At 71.8% G+C, this 21,057-nt stretch carries 22 protein-coding genes; 3 read left to right on the forward strand and 19 right to left on the reverse strand.

Annotation, left to right across the window (positions count from 1 at the left end):
* Positions 1 to 21 precede the first annotated feature (21 nt).
* Both ABZ321_RS15075 and ABZ321_RS15080 read right to left on the reverse strand, forming a co-directional pair.
* Positions 22 to 684, reverse strand: coding sequence for a response regulator transcription factor (locus ABZ321_RS15075; RefSeq protein WP_344506078.1), 663 nt, complete (start codon positions 682 to 684; stop codon positions 22 to 24).
* Positions 681 to 1,715 (reverse strand): histidine kinase, encoded by a 1,035-nt coding sequence (locus ABZ321_RS15080; protein ID WP_354891256.1) that lies wholly within the window; start codon positions 1,713 to 1,715, stop codon positions 681 to 683. Before ABZ321_RS15080 ends, ABZ321_RS15075 begins: the two co-directional genes overlap by 4 nt.
* Before the next feature lie 128 nt (positions 1,716 to 1,843).
* Between ABZ321_RS15080 and ABZ321_RS15085 the strand changes: the two genes are divergently transcribed.
* Positions 1,844 to 2,035, forward strand: a complete 192-nt coding sequence (locus ABZ321_RS15085) for a hypothetical protein (protein ID WP_344506080.1) — start codon at positions 1,844 to 1,846, stop codon at positions 2,033 to 2,035.
* An 8-nt stretch (positions 2,036 to 2,043) separates the two neighbouring features.
* On the opposite strand, the gene ABZ321_RS15090 is transcribed toward ABZ321_RS15085, so the two are convergent.
* The 5 genes from ABZ321_RS15090 to ABZ321_RS15110 form a co-directional block, all read right to left on the reverse strand.
* Positions 2,044 to 2,661 (reverse strand): lysoplasmalogenase, encoded by a 618-nt coding sequence (locus ABZ321_RS15090; RefSeq protein WP_344506081.1) that lies wholly within the window; start codon positions 2,659 to 2,661, stop codon positions 2,044 to 2,046.
* A complete protein-coding gene (locus ABZ321_RS15095) occupies positions 2,658 to 3,485 on the reverse strand; it encodes a sterol desaturase family protein (RefSeq protein ID WP_344506082.1) in 828 nt (275 codons plus the stop codon). Before ABZ321_RS15095 ends, ABZ321_RS15090 begins: the two co-directional genes overlap by 4 nt.
* A complete protein-coding gene (locus ABZ321_RS15100) occupies positions 3,482 to 4,183 on the reverse strand; it encodes a GntR family transcriptional regulator (RefSeq protein WP_354891257.1) in 702 nt (233 codons plus the stop codon). The genes ABZ321_RS15095 and ABZ321_RS15100 overlap by 4 nt, the downstream gene beginning before the upstream one ends.
* Before the next feature lie 67 nt (positions 4,184 to 4,250).
* Positions 4,251 to 4,880, reverse strand: coding sequence for a hypothetical protein (locus tag ABZ321_RS15105; RefSeq protein WP_344506084.1), 630 nt, complete (start codon positions 4,878 to 4,880; stop codon positions 4,251 to 4,253).
* 112 nt (positions 4,881 to 4,992) lie between these two features.
* Complete coding sequence (locus tag ABZ321_RS15110) at positions 4,993 to 7,044, reverse strand: M3 family metallopeptidase (protein WP_354891258.1); 2,052 nt, start codon at positions 7,042 to 7,044, stop codon at positions 4,993 to 4,995.
* A gap of 75 nt (positions 7,045 to 7,119) precedes the next feature.
* Between ABZ321_RS15110 and ABZ321_RS15115 the strand changes: the two genes are divergently transcribed.
* Together ABZ321_RS15115 and ABZ321_RS15120 are read left to right on the forward strand one after the other, a co-directional pair.
* Positions 7,120 to 7,632 (forward strand): SigE family RNA polymerase sigma factor, encoded by a 513-nt coding sequence (locus ABZ321_RS15115; protein WP_354891259.1) that lies wholly within the window; start codon positions 7,120 to 7,122, stop codon positions 7,630 to 7,632.
* Positions 7,629 to 8,522, forward strand: coding sequence for a hypothetical protein (locus tag ABZ321_RS15120; protein WP_354891260.1), 894 nt, complete (start codon positions 7,629 to 7,631; stop codon positions 8,520 to 8,522). Before ABZ321_RS15115 ends, ABZ321_RS15120 begins: the two co-directional genes overlap by 4 nt.
* Here the strand turns inward: ABZ321_RS15120 and ABZ321_RS15125 are convergent.
* The 12 genes from ABZ321_RS15125 to ABZ321_RS15180 form a co-directional block, all read right to left on the reverse strand.
* Complete coding sequence (locus ABZ321_RS15125; RefSeq protein WP_344506088.1) at positions 8,454 to 8,999, reverse strand: VanZ family protein; 546 nt, start codon at positions 8,997 to 8,999, stop codon at positions 8,454 to 8,456. The two genes, ABZ321_RS15120 and ABZ321_RS15125, sit on opposite strands and share 69 nt — an antisense overlap.
* Positions 8,999 to 9,886 carry a methyltransferase domain-containing protein gene (locus tag ABZ321_RS15130; protein WP_344506089.1) on the reverse strand — a complete coding sequence of 296 codons (888 nt, stop codon included), beginning with the start codon at positions 9,884 to 9,886 and terminating at the stop codon, positions 8,999 to 9,001. Before ABZ321_RS15130 ends, ABZ321_RS15125 begins: the two co-directional genes overlap by 1 nt.
* A 16-nt stretch (positions 9,887 to 9,902) precedes the next feature.
* Positions 9,903 to 10,652, reverse strand: a complete 750-nt coding sequence (locus tag ABZ321_RS15135) for a phosphatase PAP2 family protein (RefSeq protein ID WP_344506090.1) — start codon at positions 10,650 to 10,652, stop codon at positions 9,903 to 9,905.
* Positions 10,653 to 10,757: 105 nt separating this feature from the next.
* Positions 10,758 to 12,275, reverse strand: a complete 1,518-nt coding sequence (locus ABZ321_RS15140; RefSeq protein ID WP_354891261.1) for a ricin-type beta-trefoil lectin domain protein — start codon at positions 12,273 to 12,275, stop codon at positions 10,758 to 10,760.
* On the reverse strand, positions 12,272 to 12,871 hold the full coding sequence (locus ABZ321_RS15145; protein ID WP_344506092.1) for a hypothetical protein: 600 nt from the start codon (positions 12,869 to 12,871) through the stop codon (positions 12,272 to 12,274). Before ABZ321_RS15145 ends, ABZ321_RS15140 begins: the two co-directional genes overlap by 4 nt.
* Positions 12,868 to 14,562 carry a putative Ig domain-containing protein gene (locus ABZ321_RS15150; protein ID WP_354891262.1) on the reverse strand — a complete coding sequence of 565 codons (1,695 nt, stop codon included), beginning with the start codon at positions 14,560 to 14,562 and terminating at the stop codon, positions 12,868 to 12,870. The genes ABZ321_RS15145 and ABZ321_RS15150 overlap by 4 nt, the downstream gene beginning before the upstream one ends.
* 7 nt (positions 14,563 to 14,569) lie before the next feature.
* On the reverse strand, positions 14,570 to 15,115 hold the full coding sequence (gene pilO / locus ABZ321_RS15155) for a type 4a pilus biogenesis protein PilO (RefSeq protein WP_354891263.1): 546 nt from the start codon (positions 15,113 to 15,115) through the stop codon (positions 14,570 to 14,572).
* Positions 15,115 to 17,289 carry a PilN domain-containing protein gene (locus ABZ321_RS15160; RefSeq protein ID WP_354891264.1) on the reverse strand — a complete coding sequence of 725 codons (2,175 nt, stop codon included), beginning with the start codon at positions 17,287 to 17,289 and terminating at the stop codon, positions 15,115 to 15,117. Before ABZ321_RS15160 ends, pilO begins: the two co-directional genes overlap by 1 nt.
* Entirely contained in the window at positions 17,286 to 18,311 is a 1,026-nt protein-coding gene (gene pilM, locus ABZ321_RS15165; protein WP_354891265.1) for a type IV pilus assembly protein PilM, read from the reverse strand. Before pilM ends, ABZ321_RS15160 begins: the two co-directional genes overlap by 4 nt.
* Positions 18,312 to 18,331: 20 nt before the next feature.
* Positions 18,332 to 19,108 (reverse strand): prepilin peptidase, encoded by a 777-nt coding sequence (locus tag ABZ321_RS15170; protein WP_354891266.1) that lies wholly within the window; start codon positions 19,106 to 19,108, stop codon positions 18,332 to 18,334.
* A gap of 107 nt (positions 19,109 to 19,215) precedes the next feature.
* Positions 19,216 to 19,716: a prepilin-type N-terminal cleavage/methylation domain-containing protein gene (locus tag ABZ321_RS15175; protein WP_354891267.1), complete on the reverse strand. Its 501-nt coding sequence runs from the start codon at positions 19,714 to 19,716 to the stop codon at positions 19,216 to 19,218.
* Positions 19,717 to 19,815: 99 nt separating this feature from the next.
* Positions 19,816 to 21,048 carry a type II secretion system F family protein gene (locus ABZ321_RS15180; RefSeq protein ID WP_354891268.1) on the reverse strand — a complete coding sequence of 411 codons (1,233 nt, stop codon included), beginning with the start codon at positions 21,046 to 21,048 and terminating at the stop codon, positions 19,816 to 19,818.
* Positions 21,049 to 21,057 lie beyond the last annotated feature (9 nt).

Here is a 21,057-nt window from a genome sequence, read left to right on the forward strand (position 1 = left end):
CGCGGTAGGCTCGGCGGCCGCTCAGGACGGGGCGAGCCCGGTGGCGTAGGCGAGGATCACCAGCTGCACCCGGTCGCGGACGCCGGCCTTCGCGATCGCCCGGGTCACGTGGGTCTTCGCGGTCAGCGGGCTGATGAACAGCTCCCGCGCGATCTCCTCGTTGGACAGCCCGGCGGCGACCAGCCGGACCACCTCGACCTCCCGCGGGGTCAGCCCGGCGAGCCGGTCGTCGGGCACCCCCGACGGCCCGGCCGGACGGTGCGCGAACTGCCCGATCACCCGGGCCGTGACGCTCGGCGACAGCAGCGCCTCGCCGGCCGCCACGACCCGGACCGCGCGGCGCAGCTCGTCGGGCTCGACCTCCTTGGTGAGGAAGCCGCTCGCGCCGGCCCGCAGCGCCGCGAACACGTTCTCGTCCGTCTCGAACGTCGTCAGGATCACGACCCTCGTCCCGGCGAGCTCCCGGTCCGCGACGATCCGGCCGGTCGCGGCGATCCCGTCGAGGCCGGGCATCCGGATGTCCATCAGCACCACGTCGGGCCGCAGCCGCCGGGCCTCCCGGACCGCCTCGTCGCCGGTGGACGCCTCGCCGACGACCGTGATGTCCCTCGTGCGCCGCAGCAGGCTGCTGAACCCGGCGCGCACGAGGGCCTGGTCGTCGGCGAGCAGCACGTTGACCGTCATGCGGGAATTGTCGCGTGTACGGTGAAACCCCCGTCGCCCCGCGTGGTGAGCGACCCGCCGAGCGCCTCGACGCGCTCGCGCATCCCGGTCAGCCCGTGCCCTTCGGCCCGCCGGGAGCCCGAGCCGTCGTCGGTGACCGTCACCTCCGTCACCGGCCCGTAGCGGACGTCGACGGTGACGGTCCGCGCGCCGGCGTGCCGGACCGTGTTCGTCAGTGCCTCCCGCACCACGAGGCCGACCGCCGTGCGGACCGGCAGCGGCGCGTCCCCGCCGGCGACGGTGAGCCGCGCGTCGAGCCCCGCCTCGCGTACCTGCGACACCAGCGCCGCGAGGTCCAGCGGCTCGGCGGGCGGCCGGCGGTCGTCGCGGAGCACCCCGACCAGCGAGGACAGGTCGCCCATCGCCTTGCGGCGCACGTCCTGGGCCAGCCGCAGCGCCTCCCGGGCCTCGTCCGGCGCGCTGTCCAGGGCGTCCGCGGCCACGTTCAGGTGCACCCCGACGACGGTCAGCGTGTGCGCCACCGTGTCGTGCACCTCCCGCGCGACCCGCAGCCGCTCCTCGGCCCGCTGCTGCTCGATCGCCGTCCGCGTCCAGCGCTGCCAGCTGCCGGCCGCGACGGTCACAGCGAGCGCCGCCGTCAGCCACAGCGCGTCCGGCCCGACGTGCTGCAGCGTCCGCACCGCGCCGTGCTGCAGCACCGTCCACTCCAGGTTGAACGCCGTGACCGCGTGGACGGCCCCGATCGCGACGACGACCCGCAGGCGCGGCTTGGGGGCCAGCGTCGCCGACACGTACAGCAGCGTCACCGGCCACAGCCAGCCGCCCGTCGTCAGCTCCGCCACGCGCATCGCCACGACGCTGCAGATGCCCGTCACCAGCCCGGTGATCGGCCACCGCAGCTGCGCCCAGAGCAGCGCGGCCAGGGTCGTGGCGAGCGGCAGCGACCCCTCCGCGAGGTGCTCGCCGGACCCGCTGAGCACGGCGATGAACGTGACCGCGGCGAACGCGGCGACCATCTTCCTCTTCGTCATGGTGCCGAACGCTATGAGCGCGGCGTCGCCAGGTCGTCGTCCGCGCGGAGGCACCGTCCCGTACACCATTTGGAGTATCAGGCAGCAGGCTGACGCACGCCCGCCGTCTCTGGTTAGCGTTTCGGGCCATGGAGCACCGCTGTGGCAAGCATGCCGTCCTGGCCAACCCGGCGTCGCGCATCCCGATCTGGATGGAGTGCGCCGTCCACCGCTACACCCCGTACCAGATCGACCGCCGCTTCGCCGTCATCGTGAGCCTGGACTTCTCCTACGAGGAGACCGCCAACCTCTCCTGGATCATCGAACACGGCATGCTCTGAGGCCGGAGCTACGCCCGCGCCGCCCGTCCGCCGGCCCTGTCGCCGGTCCCGTCGCGTGACAGGACGCCCGTGACGATGAGGAACAGCGCGGCGATGTAGGTCACCATGACGACCAGGTTGCGACCCGGGAAGCCCAGGCCGGCGGCGCCCAGGCCGATCAGCAGGTCGGAGAGCAGGAACAGGAAGCCGCCGGCGGCGACGACGGGGGAGACCGACCACGCCGCGGCCGCCATCGCGCTCAACGCCAGGCTGTACACCAGGATCGGCACCCGTAGATCGCCCAGCGACGGCCAGAGCACGGCGTTCAGCACGGCCCACAGGATCCCGTAGCCGAGCGCGACGAGCCGGCGGGGACGGCCGTGCCGCAGGAAGGCGACCAGGAAGCAGATCTGCGTGCCGAGGAAGCACGCCATGCCCAGCAGGAAGGGCACGGTGCCCGGCACGAGGAGCGCCACGTCGCCCGCGGTCGCGAAGACCAGCCCCCACCCGACGAGGCAGAAGCGTCCGAGGTGCCAGAGCAGCAGCGGCGCGAGGAGCGGCTTGGCGACCCACTGCAGCGGCTCCCACGACAGCGCGACGCCCGTGAGCTCCACCGCCGCGGCGGCGAAAAAGAGCCAGAGCTTCATGCGGCCGGCTGCCAGCCGGGACGGCCGAACACGAACCGCAGCCGCTGCCGCCACGTGGCCGCCGTCCGCACGTCGCGCCAGATGTCGCGGTACTCGTGGGTGGCGACACGCAGCGGGTTGTAGGTGCCGATGTTCTTCGTCAGGCCGTAGACGACGCGGGCCTCTTCCGGCTCGAACGTGCCGAAGAGCCGGTCCCAGATGATGAGGATGCCGCCGTAGTTGCGGTCCAGGTACTCGGGGTTGGCGCCGTGGTGGACCCGGTGGTGCGAGGGGGTGTTCCAGAACCACTCGATGAACGCCGGCAGGCGGCCGACCCGCTCGCTGTGCAGGAAGAACTGGTAGGCGAGGCTGATCGACTGCTGCAGGAACACCATCCACGGCGGGATGCCCAGCAGCGGCAGGAACAGCCAGAACGGGGTGGCGGTCATCGGCGTCCAGCTCTGCCGCAGCGCCGTGGACAGGTTGAAGAAGACGCTCGAGTGGTGCACGACGTGGCCGGCCCAGAAGACGCGGACCTCGTGGTGCAGCCGGTGGAACCAGTAGTACGCGAAGTCGTCGGCGAAGAACAGCAGCACCCACGTCCACGGGCTGGTCGGGTCGAGCTTGAGCGGGGTGAGGACGTAGAGGCCGGCGAACGCGAGCGCGACCAGGATCTTCCACGGCACGCCGATGATCTGGCTGCCGAGGCCCATGGACAGGCTGGTGGTGGTGTCGCGGACCTCGTAGCCGCGCTCCTCGTCGTCGGGCAGGAAGCGGTACGAGACCGCCTCCATGACGATCAGCAGCAGGAACGCGGGCACGGCGTAGAGCACGGCGGGGATCATGCTCGGGTCTCCTTGCGATCCGAGAGCGGGGCGGTGAGCAGGGCCTGGGCCTCGGCGAAGGCCGAGTCGGCGGCGCCGGCGGTGATGTGCGCGCCGAGCCGGCGGTGCCCGGCGACGTCGAGCAGCTCGGCGGTGCGCAGCGTGGGCGGGACGTGCCCGACGGCGAGCGCGCCGCTGACGAGGCTGTTGAACGCGAGGAGGTACGCGACGTTGCCGCTGCCGGCCACGATCGCCCGCCACAGCGCGATGTTCGCCTCGCCCATGCGGTCCAGGTCGGGCGCGGCGGCGGCGACCGCGTCGACGCAGGCGGTCACGTGTTCCTTCGCGGCTGGTGTACCGCGCAGCGCGCACAACCTGGCGGCGTCGGCGCCCAGACAGGCGCGCATCTCCATCATGTCGCGCACGAGGGTGCCGACCGGCAGGATGTCGCCGCTGGACATGGCGAGGTCGAGGCCGGCGTGCGCCCGCCAGTCGAGGACCCGGGTCGCGCCGCCCTGGCTGACCTTCACCAGGCCGAGCTGCTGCAACCGCCGCAGCGCCTCCCGGACGGCGTGCCGGTTCACCTCGAACGTCGCCGCCAGGTCCCGCTCGCTGGGGAGCGCGGACTCGGGTGCGTAGGCGCCGCTGAGGATCGCGTCGCGCAGCTGCGCGAACACGTGGTCGGACACGGAGCTGCGCGGGGCCGGCGTCAATGTCACGCGGTGACTGTCTCACACATCAACTGGTTGGACCAGTGGTGCCACAACAGCAGAAACCCGGGAGCCGCTACTGCGTGAGCTGGTCGACGATCTTCTGCGCGGTGGTGGCGTGCTTGGCGTACGCGCTGGCGAAGGCGCTGCGCTGCACGGCCTGGGCGGCGCCGGTGACACTCATCGACTGCCAGCCGGAGACCTTCATCAGCCTCGTGTAGAACTTCGCCGACGCGATCGCCGGGTCCATCAGCTGCTCGACGGTGCCCCAGATGCTGACCCGCTGCTGGAAGATGCCGATCGAGTCGTAGTTGGTGCCGCTGCCCTCGTGCGGGAGCTTCAGCGACGCGGGGACCTTCGGGTTGGCCATGTTCTTCAGGTACGTCTCCTGCAGCGCGGTCGCGATCGCCACGACGTACGCGCGCTCGGGCAGCCCCATCTGCCGGCCGACCTCGATGACGATGAACGCGTTGTTGGTCGCCGCCTGGGTCAGCCCGGCGACCGGCTTCGGCACCAGGGACGCGCCCGGGGCGGAGGCCAGCTCGACCCCGCGGGCCGCGTTGGCCCGGGCGTTCGTCTCGTAGAACTTGGCGGCATCGAAGGAGGTGTCGTCGGTGACCGCCGCCGGCTCCTCCGGGAAGATCGCCCAGGAGACACCGACGCTGACCAGTGAGGCGACGAGAGCGACCGCAGCAAGCAGCGCCATCCTGCTGAAATGCAGGCGGCGTGCGGCGGCGGGCCTACGCCGGGGGGTGGCGCCACGCACCGCGCAAGCTTAGGGAACGCGGCGCCCCATCCGGTAGTCGTCTTAACAAAACCTAAGGAACGCTGATCAGTCCGCGACGCTTGAGTAGCGGCTCGATCAACGGATCGCGACCGCGGAACGCCCGGTAGACCTCCATCGAGTCCGCGCTGCCACCCTTGGCGAGCAGCCCGTCACGGAACGCGTCCCCGAGCTCGCGGCGCAGGCCGCCCTGCTCGGTGAGCCAGTCGACGGTGTCGGCGTCGAGGACCTCGCTCCAGATGTAGGAGTAGTAGCCGGCGCTGTACGCGGCGCCGCTGAAGATGTGCGCGAAGTACGCGGTCCGGTAGCGCGGCGGCACGAACGGCACCGCGACGCCGGCCCGCTCCAGCGCCGCCGCCTCGAAGGCGAGCACGTCGGTGACCGCCTCGGCCTCCTCGACGGTCAGCGTGTGCCAGGCCAGGTCGAGCAGCGTGGCGGCCAGGTACTCGGTGGTCGCGAAGCCCTTGTTGAACTGCTCCGCGGCCTGCAGCCGCTCCACCACCGGCTGCGGCAGCGGCTCGCCGGTCCGGTGGTGCGTGGCGTAGTTGGCCAGGACCTCCGGCCACAGCATCCACACCTCGTTGACCTGCGACGGGTACTCGACGAAGTCGCGCGGCACCCGCGTGCCGGCGAACTTCGGGAAGTGCACCTGCGAGAAGAGGGTGTGCAGCGCGTGGCCGAACTCGTGGAACAGGGTGCGGACCTCGTCGAGCGTCAGCAGCGTCGGCTCGCCCTCCGGCGCCCGGTTGATGTTGAGGTTGTTGACGACGACCGGCGCGGTGCCGAACAGCCGCGACTGCGGCACGAGCGCGTTGGCCCACGCCCCGCCGCGCTTCGACGGCCGGGTGAAGAAGTCGCCGATGAACAGCCCGAGCGGCCCGCCGTCGCGGTCGAAGACCTCGAAGACGCGGGCGTCGCCGTGGTACGCGGGAAGGTCCGGCCGCTCCTGGAACCGGATGCCGTACAGCCGGCCGGCGGCGTGGAAGACGCCGTCGCCCAGCACCCGCTCCAGCTCGAAGTACGGCCGCAGCTCCGCCTCGTCGATCGCGTAGCGGTCCCGGCGGATCTGCTCGGTGTAGTACGCCCAGTCCCACGGCTGCAGGGTGAACTCGTCGCCGATCGCCTCCTGCAGGTCCTCGGCCTCGATCCGGGCGTTGGCGACCGCGGCCGGGGCGAGCTTCGCCAGCATCTCCTGGACCGCGTCGACGCTGCGGGCGGTGTTGTCGGCGATGTTGTAGGCCGCGTGGTGCTCGAAGCCGAGCAGCCGCGCCCGCTCCGCCCGCAGCCGCACGATGCGCAGCACCAGGCCGGTGGTGTCGTGGTCCCCGCCCGCGGAGCCGCGGCCGACGGAGGCGGTGTGCAGCCGCTCCCGGACCTCGCGGTTGTGCAGCGACGCGAGCGCCGGCTGGGCCGTCGGCAGGATCAGGTTCAGCGCATACCCGCCGGTCAGGCCCCGGTCGCGGGCGGCGACCTCGGCGGCGGCGATCGCGTCGGCGGACAGCCCGGCCAGGTCGGCGGCGTCCTCGACGACGACAGCGGCGGCCTTCATGCCGTCGCGGACCTTGTTGCCGAACTCGGTCGCGAGGGCCGCCAGCTCCGAGTTGAGCTCCCGGAGCCGCACGTGCTCCTGCTCGGACAGCCGCGCCCCGGCCCGGACGAACTCGGTGTGGTACCGCTCCAGCAGCCAGGCCGGCTCGGCGTCGAGGGCGAGGGCGTCGCGCTGGGCGTACAGCTGCTCGATGCGCTCGAAGAGCCGGCGGTCCAGCATGATCGCGTCGCCGTGCGCGGACAGCAGCGGCACCACCCGCGACTCGATCTCCTGCAGCTCGGGGCTGGTGTCTGAGCTGGTGACGTTGAAGAACGCGGCCGACACGCGCTGCAGGACGCGCCCGGAGCGCTCCAGCGCGACGAGGGTGTTGTCGAACGTCGGCGGCTCCGGCAGGCTGGCGATGGCTTCGACCTCGGCCCGCTGCTCGGCCATGCCCCGCTCGAACGCGGGCAGGTAGTGCCCGGTCTCGATGCGGTCGAAGGGCGGCAGCTGGTATGGCAGGTCACTCGCGGCGAAGAACGGGTTGTCCGTGGTCACGTACCGACTGTATCGGGACGGATGTTTTCCGGCGGTCCGTGCAACCGATCGGACAGCCGGACCCGTGAGTTACGCATGACGGATCGGGACACGGCGTTCGCCGAGTACTTCGCCGCGCGGTCGGACGCGATGCGCGGCACGGCGTACCTGCTGTGCGGCGACTGGCACCGGGCCGAGGACCTGACGCAGGTGGCGTTCACCAAGTTGTACGTGGTGTGGGACCGGGTCAGCCGGCACGAGGCCCTCGACGGATACCTGCGGCAGACGCTCTTCCGGGTGTTCCTGGACGATCGCCGGCTCGGCTGGTGGCACCGGGTGCGGGTCACCGACCGGCCGCTGGACGCCGTCAGCCACGACCGGGAGCCCGACGACCGGATCGCGCTGCTCGCCGCCCTCGCCGCCGTGCCGGCCAGGCAGCGGACGGTCCTGATCCTGCGGTACTGGGAGGACCTGTCCGTCGAGGAGACGGCGGCCCTGCTCAGTTGCACCACCGGCACCGTGAAGAGCCAGGCCGCGCGGGGGCTGCAGACCCTTCGCACGCACTTGCAGACCAGCAGCCACTCGCAAGCGACGAGGACGCAGACATGAACGAGGACGACTTCCGGGTGTCGCTACGCGACGCCCTCGACAGCTCCACCCCGCCGCCGCCGATGTCGCCGGCGGTGGCCGTCACCACCGGCCGCCGGGCGGTCCGCCGCCGCAACCTGGTCGCCGGCGGTGCCGGCCTCGGGGTGACCGCGGTCGTCGCCGCCGTGGCGGTCGCGGTCGCCGGCGGCGGGCCCGGTGCGGGCGCGCCGCTGCAGATGGGGGCGCCGGGGCAGACGCCGCCGCCCGCCAACGCGTCCGGGACCGTCACCGCGCCCGGGGCGGGCACCGAGACCAAGGAGGTCTGGCCGACCGGCCCCGACGGGCAGCCGCAGCAGGACCGCACCGCCCGCGCCGGCCACAAGTTCGACCAGGGCGAGCAGCTCATGCGGGACCTCCTCGCGATCGTGCCCGCGGCGTACACGGCGCTGGACAACCCGGGCACCGACCAGCTGGTCTCGTCACGCATGTCGCAGGCCCAGTACGAGGGGAAGATCGGCGGCAAGGACACCTGGTCCTACCTGGCCAGCACCCAGCTCGGCAAGGACGGCGGCGTCGGTCAGCTGCTGGTCACCGTGTACGAGCCGGGCCTGGTCGCCGCGACCGGGGACGCCTGCGCGGTCGCGGGCGGGTTCTGGACCGCCCCGGCGAGCTGCAAGCTGGTGACGACGACGGCCGGGGTGACCGTCGGCGTCGCGACCGGCGCCCCTGGCCGCGACTTCGACCAGTGGGCGGCCTACCGGTACCCCGACGGCACGGTGGTCTTCCTGGCCCAGGCGAAGTCGGACGACCGGCCCGGCGGCGGCGACAAGAGCCTCGCCGCGCTACCGCTGCCCGAGGACCGGCTCGCCGCCCTCGTGGCCGACGAGCGGTTCCACATCAAGGCCTCGTGACACAGGGCCGGGTGGCAGCAGCCGCCCGGCCCCGTACGCGAGACCCGCGCCGAGGGTGTTGACCAGCACGTCGTCGGTGGCGGTGACCCGGCCCAGGTCCAGGACGTACTGGAGCAGCTCGACGGTCGCCGAGCCGGCGGCCGCCAGCAGGAGCACCGGGCCCAGGGTGAGCCGCGGCCAGCGCAGCGGGGCGAACGCGCCGAACGCCGCGAAGACGAGCAGGTTGCCGACGATCTGCACGGCGGCCTCGGCGAACCCGGACGCGAGGATCCCGCCGAGGCCGCTGACCGGGTCCAGGTGCACCCGACGCGCGTGCGACGACGGCGTGAGGATCATCCAGATCCACGGCAGCGTCCCCGACACCGACGCGACCAGGCCGAACGTCCGCCGCCGGTCGGGGGAGCGGCGCCGGGCGACGAGCCACCACAGCCCGCCGAGGACCAGGAAGACCGCGAGGACCGTGAGCCAGCGGAGCATCAGTGCGCGTGGGCGGGGACGCTGGCCGTCAGGCTGTCGGCGAGGACGGTGATCTCGTCGCCGGGGCAGTAGTCGAACCGGATCCGCACCTCGTCGCCGGGGAGCACCTCGACCGGCTCGCGCATCGGCACGACCAGGTAGTTCATGGTCCAGTCGACGGAGCCGGGCGGCTCGTACAGCAGCGACAACAGGTTCTTCGTGATGACGCGCACCGCGTTGACCACGGCCGGCCGCTCCGCGACGAAGGTCAGGTCGCCGACGCAGTCGTGCGGCAGCGGGTCGGTGTAGAAGAACTGCTGGAACACCTGCGGCGGGGCGGCCTCGACGGTGCGCGGCTGGAGGTTCTCCGGCAGCTGGAACACCGGGGCCGGCACCGTGTAGCCGAAGTACGTGAAGTCCTGCTCGACCGGCTGCGCCGCCTGCACGCACGCCTCGGGCACGAAGCGCGGCAGCGGCCCGCCGATGTGCCGCAGGTAGCGGCGCTTGAAGCTGTTGATGACCTCGATCTGCCGCTCGCGGAGCAGGCCCACGTGCAGCATCTCGCACAGCACCACGTCGACCGGCTCCTCGGGCAGGTAGTCGCGGGCGTCGGCGTGCACGACGGTGACGGCGTCGCCGACCGCCGCCCGCAGGGCCGCCCGGGCGGTCGCGAAGACCCGCGGCTCGCGCTCGATCGCGGTCACGGTGGCGCCCTGCCGGGCGGCGAAGAAGGACAGGACGCCGGTCCCGCAGCCGAGGTCGAGGACCCTGGACCCGGGCTGGACGGTGTGGGCGATCGCGCCGGCGAAGGCTTCCATCCGGCGGTCGTCGGACAGCAGCAGCGCCTGGTACTGCAACGGGATCACGTCCGCCGGGAACCCGAGGTGCTCCAGCTCCAGGTGTTCCATGTGCAAAGCGTAGGCCCTAACGCAGGGCCAGACCGTCCCATCCGGCATAGCCGCGGGGACTGCGCCGCTCCCGGGCCCGCAGGACGAGCCAGCAGGTGGTGGTGAGCGCGGCGCCGGCGATCGCGTCGACGATGTAGTGGTTCGCGGTCAGCACGACGGCGGCCACCATCAGCACGGGCATCGCCGCGCCGAACGCCCGCAGCAGCGGCCCGCGCGCCGCGGCCAGGATCGCCAGGCCGATGAGCAGGTCCCAGCCGACGTGCAGGCTCGGCATCGCGGCGTACTGGTTGGTGAACATCGTCGGCTGCAGCACCCGGTACGCGCCGTCCGACTGCGTCACCGTGTCGACCAGGCCGAGCTCCGCCAGGCGCGGCGGGGCGAGCGGGAAGAGCATGAAGACGACCAGGCCGATCCCGCCGGACAGCAGCATCGCGTTGCGGGTGCGGTAGTAGATCGCCGGGTTGGTCCGCGCGAGCCAGATCAGCGTCGCGACGATGACCGGCCAGTGCCCGTAGATGTAGATCCAGTTGAAGAACGTCGCCACGGCGGGGCTGCCGGCGAGCGTCGACTGCAGCCACGACTCGTGGAACAGCCCCACCGACTTCTCGAAGTCGACGACCTTCGCCGCGTTGGCGAGGGCCTGGTCCGTGGCGGCCTCCGTGGCGCCGCGGACCCCGAAGTACGCGGCCACCGCCGCCGTCACGATGCCGACCTGCCGGCCGAGGCCGACCGGCCGCAGCGCCGGTTTCTCCCAGGTGATGGTCATGGCGTCCAGCCTCGTCACCGTGAGGCCGGAAGCCATCCAGGCGATGCACGGACCGCACCCTGATCTCCGGCGCGGCCGGGCGTCAGGAGGTCCCTTACGGGATCGTCACTTCTCCCCGATGTTCTTCAGGGGTGTCGGATCTTCGATGTTCGCCGGCGCGTTCCATTTCTGCAGCTTGCTGCCGTCGCACACGGCGGTGGTGAGCTTGCTGACGACGGTGCTGCCCTTGAAGATGTCGCCGGGGGGCAGCTTCGGGTCGTCCAGGTTCGCCGGGGACAGGCACTGGCCGTAGGCGTCCTTGATGACGTAGCTCGTCGGGTAGGAGTTGTCGATCTGGTACGACACGTCCCACTCGACGTTCGGGTCCTTGCCCGCGGCCGGGCACTTCTGCATCGTCACGAAGTGGGTGCTGCCACCGGGCTTGAAGGTCGTGAGGCAGTAGAGCGTGTTCGTCTTGGTGTTGTCGTACGTGGTGATCCGCCCGCTGACCGTGTCCTTCCCGTTGGCCGACAGCGGCACCGTGAAGCGCTGGTTCCACGCCACGCTGAGCGGGTTCGGCGCCTGCTTGCACGGCCACACGATGAGGAAGCCGAGGGTGGTGTCGAAGTTGGTGACGTCGACGCACCGCCCGAACTGCTTGAAGTTCACCAGGTTGTTGGGGGCGCCCGCGTTGCCGGCGCCGACGCTCGCCTCCGGCGCGAACGTGCGGGTGTTGTCCGACGCACCGCCGCACCCGATCAGCTCCATGAACGCGCCGGCGGTGCTGCCGGCCTTCGCGTGCATGCAGAACGAGCCGAGCCCGCCGGTCGACGAGGTGCTCTGGAAGTTGGAGCTGTCGTTGAGGCTCCACCGCTGGTAGTACGGGACGGTCACCTTCCCGCACACCTGGAACTGCAGCAGCGCGCCCGACACCGGGCTGGGCCCCGAGTCGACGCACATGCCGGACGGGTTGGCCGCGGTCTTCGACGAGACCAGCTGCAGCGTCAGGTCCGTCGTGTACGTGAAGGTCTGCCGCGAGCTGCCCGGGTTGCACGGCTGGGTGGTGACGCTCGTGCCGACGGCCGGCGAGCCGGACCCGGCGTCCAGGCAGAACGCGCCGCCGTAGAAGCGCACCAGGCCGCCCTCGACGTTGGCGTTGGTGGTGCGGAAGACGTACGTGGCGGTCAGCGTCCGCGAGTCGCCGGCCGGGAACGGGTCGCCGGGGTCGCCCTTCGCCGTGCCCGTCGACGTGATCACCGCGAACGACGGCACCGCCAGCAGGTGCGAGGTCTTCGACGCGCACGACAGCGGGGTGCCGACCGCGTCCTGGTACTCCACCGACACCTGGTAGCGGCCCGGCAGGCCCGAGCCGACGACGCCCAGCAGCGGCGAGACGACCGGCAGGCAGACGAGGTTGGCGATGCTGCCCAGGGAGGCGCGGATGCCGCCCATGACGACGTCGATGCCGGCCTCGGCGGCGTGCAGCGCCTTGGCCCGCTCGATCGTGGACGCGGTGTCGCGCACCTGCCCGATCACCACCGGCACCATGAGCGTCGACAGGGACGTGCCGACCAGCGTCAGCATCATGGCGAGCGGCAGCGACCCCCGGTCGTCGCGCACTCTGAACCGTCGGAACAGGCTCATTTTCGGGCCTCCGGGCAGAACTTGTTCGGGTCGTCCTTCAAGCTGCTGTTGAGCGCGGTGAACGTCAGGTCGGTGAGCGCCTCCGTGTGGCCGCGGCCCGGGTTCGTCGTCACCGACAGGACGATCCGCAGCCGCTGGAACCCGGTGTACTTGCCGGACGGCACCAGCGTGAACGAGCTCTTCGCGACGTCGACCTCGTTGGCCAGCACGACCCACTTCGCCGTCGGCGTCGTCGTCTGCGGCCACACCCGGCGGCGCAGCACCTTGGCCGCCACGTTCATCTCCAGCTGCGCGCACTCGGGCTTGCCGCTGACCTCGGTGTTGAGGTACTCGACGAACTGGTTGCCGGCCGCGTCGGCGTGCACCGGCCCGATCCCGGCCGCGTAGCGCAGGTTGCGGTCCAGCCGCAGGAACGCGGTGTTGAGCTGCGACTCGGTCAGCGCCACCAGCTCGTTGTTGTTGCCGGCCTGGAACAGCTGGATGACCCCGGTGGTGAAGATGGCCATGACCGCGGACATGATGCTGGTCGTCACCGCCATCTCGGCGAGGGTGACCCCGGCGTCCTCGCGGCGCAGCCGCGACAGGAAGGCGTTCACGTGATCTTCCAGGCGAACATGAAGACGGCCGTCGCGCCGACCTTGTCGGTGACCGTCAGCGTCACCGTCGAGGTCCCGGCGGTCGTGGGCGTGCCGGTGATCGCGCCGGTGCTGGCGTTGATGGACAGCCCCGCCGGCAGACCCGTCGCCGCCCACGTGTAGGGCGTCGTGCCGCCGGCCGCCGCCGACGCCTGCGAGGCGATCGCGGTGCCCTTCGTCCCGGTCTTGTCCGGCGCCGCGGTGGTCGGCGTGACGATCCGGAGGTCGGTGGCGACGGGCGTGGTCACGTTGACCGGGACGACGGCCGAGTTCGTCACGCCGTTGCTGTCCTTCACCGTCAGCGTCACCAGGTAGCGGGTCGAGCCGGTCACCGTGCCGGTGAGCGCGCCCGACGCGGACAGCGTCAGCCCGGGCGGCATGTTGGTCGCCGTCCACGTGTAGCCGCCGGACCCGCCGGCCGCGCCGACATTGCCGGTGTATCCGGAGCCCTTCGTCAGGGCGATCGGCGTGTTGGCGGTCGGGAACTGCACCGCGACCTTCGTGTTCCACTTGAACGACGCGGTGTGCTTCTTGGCGTTCTTGTCGGTCACCGTCACGCTCACGGTGGCCGCGGCCGCCGCGCCGCTCACCGTGCTGGTGCCGGACACGACCCCGGTCGCCGCGTTGAGCGTCAAGCCGGCCGGCAGGCCCGTCGCCGCCCACGTGTAGGGGGCGATGCCGCCGGTGACCGGCAGCGTGTAGGTCGCCGCGGAGCCGGCGTCCCAGGTCTGGTCGACCGGCGCGGCGGTCGGCGTCGGCACCACCGTCCAGTTGAACGACGCGTCGTTGCTGGACGCCTTGTCGGTGACCACGACCCGGACCACGTAGGTGCCGGCGACCGTCGGCGTGCCGGTGATCACCCCGGCCGGCGTGTAGGACAGGCCCGGCGGCAGGTTCTCCACCGTCCAGCTCAGCGGCGGGTAGGCCGTCGTCGCGGTGAGCGTGATCGCCTTCGCCATCGGCACCGACACCTCGTCGGTCTGGTTGCCGGGGTTGTCCGGCAGCGGCGCGGTGACGGTGACGAGCGGGTTGAAGATCGGGTCCGCGACGGAGGCGCTGACGAGGGTCTGCGTCACGTAGGAGCAGACCCCGCCGGTGCTCTTGCAGGCCCGGTCGTTGGGCCAGGTGACGGCGACGACGACGCGGTAGAACGGCAGCAGCGTGCCCGGCAGCGACAGCAGGCCGCACACGTCGCTGCCGAGCGGCATCTGGCACGAGCCGACGAACCACTGCCGGTCGAACGCCGTGTTGTTGACCTTCATGACCTCCGGCACGATCGGCAGGACCGGCGTGACGCTGTCCGCGAGCGGGCCGAGGTTGGTGTCGAAGGCCGGTGTCATCGCCTTGAGCAGGCCGGCCACGTCCAAGCCGGCCAGCCCGGGGATCTGGCCGTTCTTGAGCTTGCCGAACTGCGCGGTCACGTCCTTCGCGCTGCGCCCGGTGACGAGGGACGGGCCGGGCATCGACTTGACCAGCTCGACGCCGTCGTGGGCGAGCCGGATCGCCATCTGCAGGCCGCGCTGCTTGTTGAGCGTCGCCGTCGTGGAGACGAAGAACGTCGTCAGCGCCGTCATCACCACGCCGATGATCGCGATCGACGTGAGGGTCTCGACCAGGGTGAACCCGGCGTCGGAGGGGGGAGTCCGTCGCATCCCGGCGCTACTTCCCACCGGCGTAGAACGCCTGGACCGTCAGGGTCAGCGTCGCCTTGCCGGCGGACGTCGTGGCGACGTTCAGGCTGCCGATGAGCAGCGCCCGCGGCTGCACCTTCTGCAGCTGGTCCAGGAACGGGTTGACCTTCGCGGCCGGTCCGGCGGCGGTCAGGCTGATCGGCAGCGCCTGCACCTTCTGCCCGCCGACGGTGACCTCCGCCGCGCCGCCGACGCTGACCCCGCTCACCGTGACGCCGGTCAGCTCGCCGGCCGTCTGCAGCTCCCGCAGCAGGGCCGCGACCGAGTCGGTCTGCGGCAGCGCGGCGAGGTTGGTGGCCTGCTCCTTGCGGTACTCGGCGATGTGCTGGTTCTGCTCGTCGAGGCCGGCGATCACGCTGCGCAGCCTGGTCACCTCGGTCGTGGTGTCGTCGGCGATGCCCCGCAGGTCGTCGGCCTTCTGGTACTTCGGCTGGATGACGAAGAAGTAGGTGAAGACCAGCAGGAGCAGCGCGCCGAACGCGCCGCCGAGCAGCCACAGGCGCTCCGGTCGCATCACTTGCCTCCTGAGGCGCTCGGTGCCGCGCTCGGCGACGTGAACCGGCCGCCGAGCGCCGCCGGGGTGATGTCGACGCGGATCGTGAACGTGAGACCCTCGTCGCTCTCGGTCGCGTCTGTCGGGAACGGGTTGCCGATCCCGGTGACCTTGCCGAGGGTGTCGACGTACGCGGCGATCGCCGCCTTCGACGGCGCCGTGCCGGTCAGCGTGATCAGGCCGACCACGTCGGGGTCGGCGGTGCTGTCCGTCTGGGCGAGCGAGCCGGTGACGCTCTGCACCGCGACGCCCTTCGGCGCCGCCTGCTGCAGCGACGTCAGCAGCGCCGACCACGACAGGTCCCGCGCCATCACGAGCCGCAGCTGGTCGGCGATCGCCTTGCGCTGCTTCTGGATGCTGTCGACCTCGGTGTACTTCGCCTTCTCGCGCAGCAGGTCGACCTTCGAGTCGTTGATCCGGTCGACCTCGTCGTACGCCTGCTGGGTGTGCTGGTAGGCGACCACGAACCAGCCGGCGAGCAGCAGCGCGAACACGGCCAGCGCCGTGACGACGAGCCGCCGGACCGTGCTGAGCCGGCGCCGGTCGGTGATCTCCATCGGCAGCAGGTCCGCCGCGATCGGCAGGATCCGCATGGAGCGGGCCGTCGCCTCCGGGAACGCGGGGTGCGGTGCCCCGTCCCGGCTCTTCCGCGCCGGTGCCTCCTGGTCCTGCTGCGCGACCGGGGCGCCCTGCTGCGCCGCGTGGACGGCGGCCGGGACGGCGGGCTTGGTCACGGTCGCCGCGTCACCGGGTCCGGCCACGGGCGCGCGCTGCGGTCCCGGCTGCGGCCCCGCCGCCGGTGATCCCGCCTGCGCCGGCGGGACCGACGGCGGTGTCGGGCGGGGTGGCGGGGGCACGTCGGCCTGCGGCAGCCCGGTGGGGGTGGGGGCCGGCGCCGGCGGGTGGTGCGGGGGCGCCTTGAGCGCCGGGTCCTGGGCCGCGCCGGCCTGCCTCGACGGCCGCGCTTCCGGCCGCGCTTCCGGCCGCGCTTCCGGCCGCGCTTCCGGCCGCGCTTCCGGCCGCGCTTCCGGCCGTTCGTCCGGCCGTGCTTCCTGCAGGGGGCGGGCCAGCGGGGACCTGGCGGGCGCGGTGAACTGGACGCCCGGCAGCACCGGCGCGGCCTTCCCCGCGTCCTGTCCGGGTTCCCGGGTGGTGGGGGCGGAGGCCTGCGGGGACAGCGTGGGGGTCCGCTCGGCGGGCGGCGGGGACGACGCCGGCTGCGGCGCCCAGGTCGAGGGCGGCGGCGTCGCCGTGGGCATGGTGGCCGTCGGCAGCGTCGTGGACTGAGTCGTGGACAGGGTCGTGGGCAGGGTCGCGGGCAGGGTCGCGGGGAGCGGTGCCGTGGGCGCGTCGGTGAACTGCGTGGGCTGCGGTGCTGCCTGCGGCTGCGGGGCGGTGCCGGGGAGGACGAGCTCGCCGGCGATGTACCGGGGGAACTCCCGCCGCGGGGCGGCCGTCTCCGTGGCCGCCGCCCGGGTGGCCTGCGGCGACCGCGAACCGACCAGGGTGTCGTCGCGGTGCGGTTCGAGCGGGCCGCTGCCGTGGGGGGCGTCGAGCGGCTCGCCCAGGGACGGCAGCCGCACCGCTGCCCGCGGCGCGTCCGGTGCGTCGCCGGCCGGTGACGCGAAGTCCGCGGGCGGCCACACCGGCGGCGGTCCGGACGGCACGAGCGGCACCAGCGGCACCAGGCGCTGCCCGTCCGCGGCCGGCGCCTCGTCCTGCCAGGCGCCGCGCGGACCGGTCAACGCGTCGAGCGGACCGGTCAACGCGTCGAGCGGGCCCGTCAGCGGATCGGTCAGCGGGTCGGCGGCGCGGGTGGGTCGCGGGTCGGCGGACCGTTGGTCAGCGGTCAACGGGCCGGCGTCATGGGTGCGTGGCGGGTCGGCCGGCCAGCCGGGCGGCGGGCCGGCGTCACGGGTGCGCGGCGGGCCGGTGGGGGAGGGGGCGGCGGACAGCGGGTCGGCGGGGCGGGTGCGCGGCCGGTCGGCGGGGCGGGCCCGCGGGTCGGGCTCGTCGTCGGGCTGGTCGTCGGGCTGGTCGTCGGGCTGGTCGTCGGGCTGGTCGTCGCCCCAGGACGGCAGGACGATGCCGGTGAGCTTGCGCTCCGGCTCGTCCTTCCACCACGGCTCGGTCACGACGACGCTCCCAGGGTCAGGCCGACGGACACGGCCGCCGAGGCGCGGACGTGCTCGAGGCTGCCGTGGCGGACCCGGCGCAGCCCGCGGACCCGCATGACCGGGTCGACGGCGATCACCTCCACGTGCAGCTGGGCGTGCAGGGCCTCGAGGAGGCCGGGCAGCATCGAGCCGCCGCCGGTGAGCGCGAGCCGGCTGACCCGGGCCTGCCGGCCGGCGGCCGTGAGGTACGCGAACGAGCTGCCGATCTCGTTGATGAGCGGCCGGACCGCGTCCTTGAGCGCCGAGGCGGTCTGCCCGTCGGTGTCGGTGCGCAGCCCGACCCGGCACTTGACCTCCTCGGCCTGATCGAGGGGCAGGTCGAGCCGGTCGGCGACGGTCCGGGTGATCTCGTTGCCGCCGCGGGGGATGGTCCGCACGATGAGCGGCTCGCCGTCGTGGTGCACGACGACGCTGGTCGCGTGCGCGCCGATGTCGACGAGCGCCTCGACCTGCTCGTCGAGCCGGGACGCGGCCCGCAGCAGGGCGAAGGACGCCAGGTCGACGCGCGCGACGTGCAGCTTGGCGGCCTCGACGGCGCGGATCGCGGCGAGGACCGGCTCCTTGGGCGCGGCGATGAGCAGCCCGCGGACGGTGTCGGCGGAGCCGGGATCCTCCAGGGGGTAGAAGTCGATGAGCGACTTCTCCGGCGGCAGCGGCAGCGCGTCACGGACCTGGAAGGGCAGCGCCTTGCGCATCTCCTTCGCCGGCAGGTTGGCGACGGAGGTCTCGCGGACCACGACCTGCTGGTGGGTGACGCCGAGCGCGACCTTGCGGCTGCGGAATTTGAACGTCGACCACAGCTGCTTCAGCGCCGTGGTGACGGCGTGCTCGTCCTGGACGGCACCGCTCTGCACCACGCCGGGGCCCAGCAGGATGTGGCCGAAGTTGCTGATGACCGGCCCGTCCTTGCTGTTGCTGGTCTCCGCCGCACGGATGGACGTCGTGCCGATGTCCAGTCCGATGAGGTTGACGGCAGCCATCGTGCTCCTTAGAAAAACCGTCAGGCGGGCAGGAGGATGGAGGTGTACCAGTCGGCGATCGGCGCGGCCGCGAAGAGCGCGACCAGCGCCCCGGCGAGCATCGACGGGCCGAAGGGCACCGCGGTCTTGCGCCCGGCGCGGCCGCCGGCCATCAGCGCGATCCCGGCGATCCCGCCGAGGAGGAACGCCGCCAGGGTCCCCACGGCGAGCGGCGCCCAGCCCAGCCAGCCGAGGTACAGGCCCAGCACGCCGGCGAGCTTGACGTCGCCGAAGCCCATGCCGCCCGGGTACACCAGGGACAGCAGCAGATAGAAGGCGAAGAGCACCGCCATGCCCACCAGGCCACGCAGCCCCGCGGACCAGTCCCCCTCCAGCATTACGGCGGGCAGGAACAGGGCCGGCACCACCAGGTAGGACGGCAGGACGATCGCGTTGGGCAGGCGCAGCACGTCGAGGTCGATGAGGGCCAGGGCGACCGCGATCGCCGCGAGGTACAGCCAGGCGGGCAGCGCCGCCGACCAGCCCAGGCGGGCGGTGACGGCGACGAACAGCGCGGCCGTGCCGAGCTCCACCAGGGGGTAGCGGACGCTGATCGGGGCCTTGCAGTCGGCGCAGCGGCCGCGCAGCAGCAGCCAGCCGAGCAGGGGGACGTTGTGCCAGGGCCGGACCGGCGCCGTGCACTGTGGACAGTGCGAGGCCGGCCGGAGCAGTGACTCGCCGCGGGGGACGCGGTGGATGACGACGTTGAGGAACGACCCGATCGCGAGGCCGAGCACGCCGACGAGCGCGAGCAGCATCAGCGTGCTCCTTCCCGTGAAGATCCGTGAGGAGATGCGTGAAGAGACCGGCGTGGCGGCCCGCGTCACCGCGAGCCGCCACCGAAGCCTCGGACGCAGGGAACCGGTCAGGGCGTGGCCGGGGCGCCTTCCTCGGCGCAGGTCTTGAGGTCCGTCTTGGACGACTTCTTCACCGAGCCGCCGGTGCCGCTGAAGTACGTGTAGAACGTCTTGCCGTCCGCGTTCTGGCCGCAGATACGGTACGTGCCGTCACCGAAGTTGTGGAAATACAGCTTGTTGCCGGGCGACGCGTTGGCGGTCTGCTTCACGCCGGTCTTGGCGGCGGTGTCGAGGTACATGTCGATCGCGCCGCCCTCGGCCGCGCTCTGCACGTCCTCCGGGTACTTGTTGCCGTTCTCGGTGTAGAACTGCTCGGCGGCGCTGACCGCGGCGCGGACGTCGGACTCGGCGGACTTGTTCGCCGCGCCCTTCCGGTAGTTGAGGTACATGGGGACGGCGATCGCGACAAGGACGCCGATGATCACGACAACGACGAGGAGTTCGACGAGCGTGAATCCGCTGTCTCCGGCGGCACGCTTCTTCTGCATCCTGCGCAGCGTTTCCTTCATGGGTGAGCCTCCTGCTCCTGCATGGGGTGTGGTGGTGGTTGCGGCGAGGCTCCGCTGCCTGGCGCGCCGTTCGTTTTCGGTGGTTCTCAGGTGCTGTTGTCAGTTGCTCTGGATGTTCTGGTAGATCGAGAACATCGGCAGGTAGAGGCAGATGATCATCCCGCCGACCACGCCACCCATGACGAGCACCATGATCGGTTCGATGGACGCGGTGAGTGCGTCTGCCGCGCTGTCCACCTCTCGGTCGTAGAAATCGGCAACCTTCTCCAACATCTGACTGATTTGGCCGCTTTCTTCGCCGACTTCCACCATTTGCACGACCATCGATGGAAAAATCTTGTGGTTGCCGAGCTGCGAGGACATCGGCTGGCCCTCGCGCACCGCGTTCTGGAGATCGGCCATGGCGTTGCTGATCACAGCGTTTCCGGTGGTGGCACCGACCACATCCAGGGCCTGCAGCACCGGCACGCCGACGCCGAGCAGGGTGCCGAGATTGCGCGAGAAACGGCTCAGCGCGATCTTCGTGAACAGCGGCCCGAAGACCGGCAGCTTCAGCTTGATCTTGTCCACCCGCAGCCGTACCGCCGGGTTCACCGCCATCATCTTCCGCAGCGTCACCGTGACCACGACGAACACGGCGATGATGAGCGGGCCCAGCCAGAAGAGCGTGTGACTGGCGTTCACGATGATCTTCGTGGGGAGCGGGAGCTCGCCGCCGAGCTGTTTGAACATCTTCTCGAAGATCGGCACGATGAAGATGAGCACCGCGCTGATCATCACGACGGTGAAGAGCAGCACGATCACGGGGTACGTGAGCGCGCTCTTGATCTTCCCGCGCAGCTGGGCGTCCTTCTCGAAGTTCGTGGCGATGCGGTCCAGGGCGCTGTCGAGGAAGCCGCCGGTCTCGCCGGCCCGGATCATCGCCACCATCAGCGTCGGGAAGACCTTCGGGTGCTTGCCGAGCGCGCCGGACAGCGACATGCCGCCCTCGATGTCGAGCCGGACCTCGCCGACGGCCTTCTTCAGCGACGGCTTCTGCGCCTGCTCCTCCAGCACCGACAGGGAGCGCAGCAGCGACATGCCGGACTGCGTCATCGTCGCGAACTGCCGGGAGAACACCGACAGGTCCTTGAGCGTCGTCCGGTCGCCGAGCCCGGGGATGGTGATGTCGCGCTTCATCAGCGTGTCGGCGCTGGTGATGGCGAGCGGCGTCAGGCCCTGCTGGCGCAGCAGCTGCGCGGCGGCGAGCTCGTTGGACGCCTCGATCTTGCCCTTGGCGCGTTTCCCGTCGTGGTCGATCGACTGGTAGTCGTACGTCTTCGTCGCTGTCATGACGACTCA

Origin of the sequence: Dactylosporangium sp. NPDC006015, from assembly GCF_040614215.1 — a bacterium.
GTDB classification, from domain to species: Bacteria; Actinomycetota; Actinomycetes; order Mycobacteriales; family Micromonosporaceae; genus Dactylosporangium; species Dactylosporangium maewongense.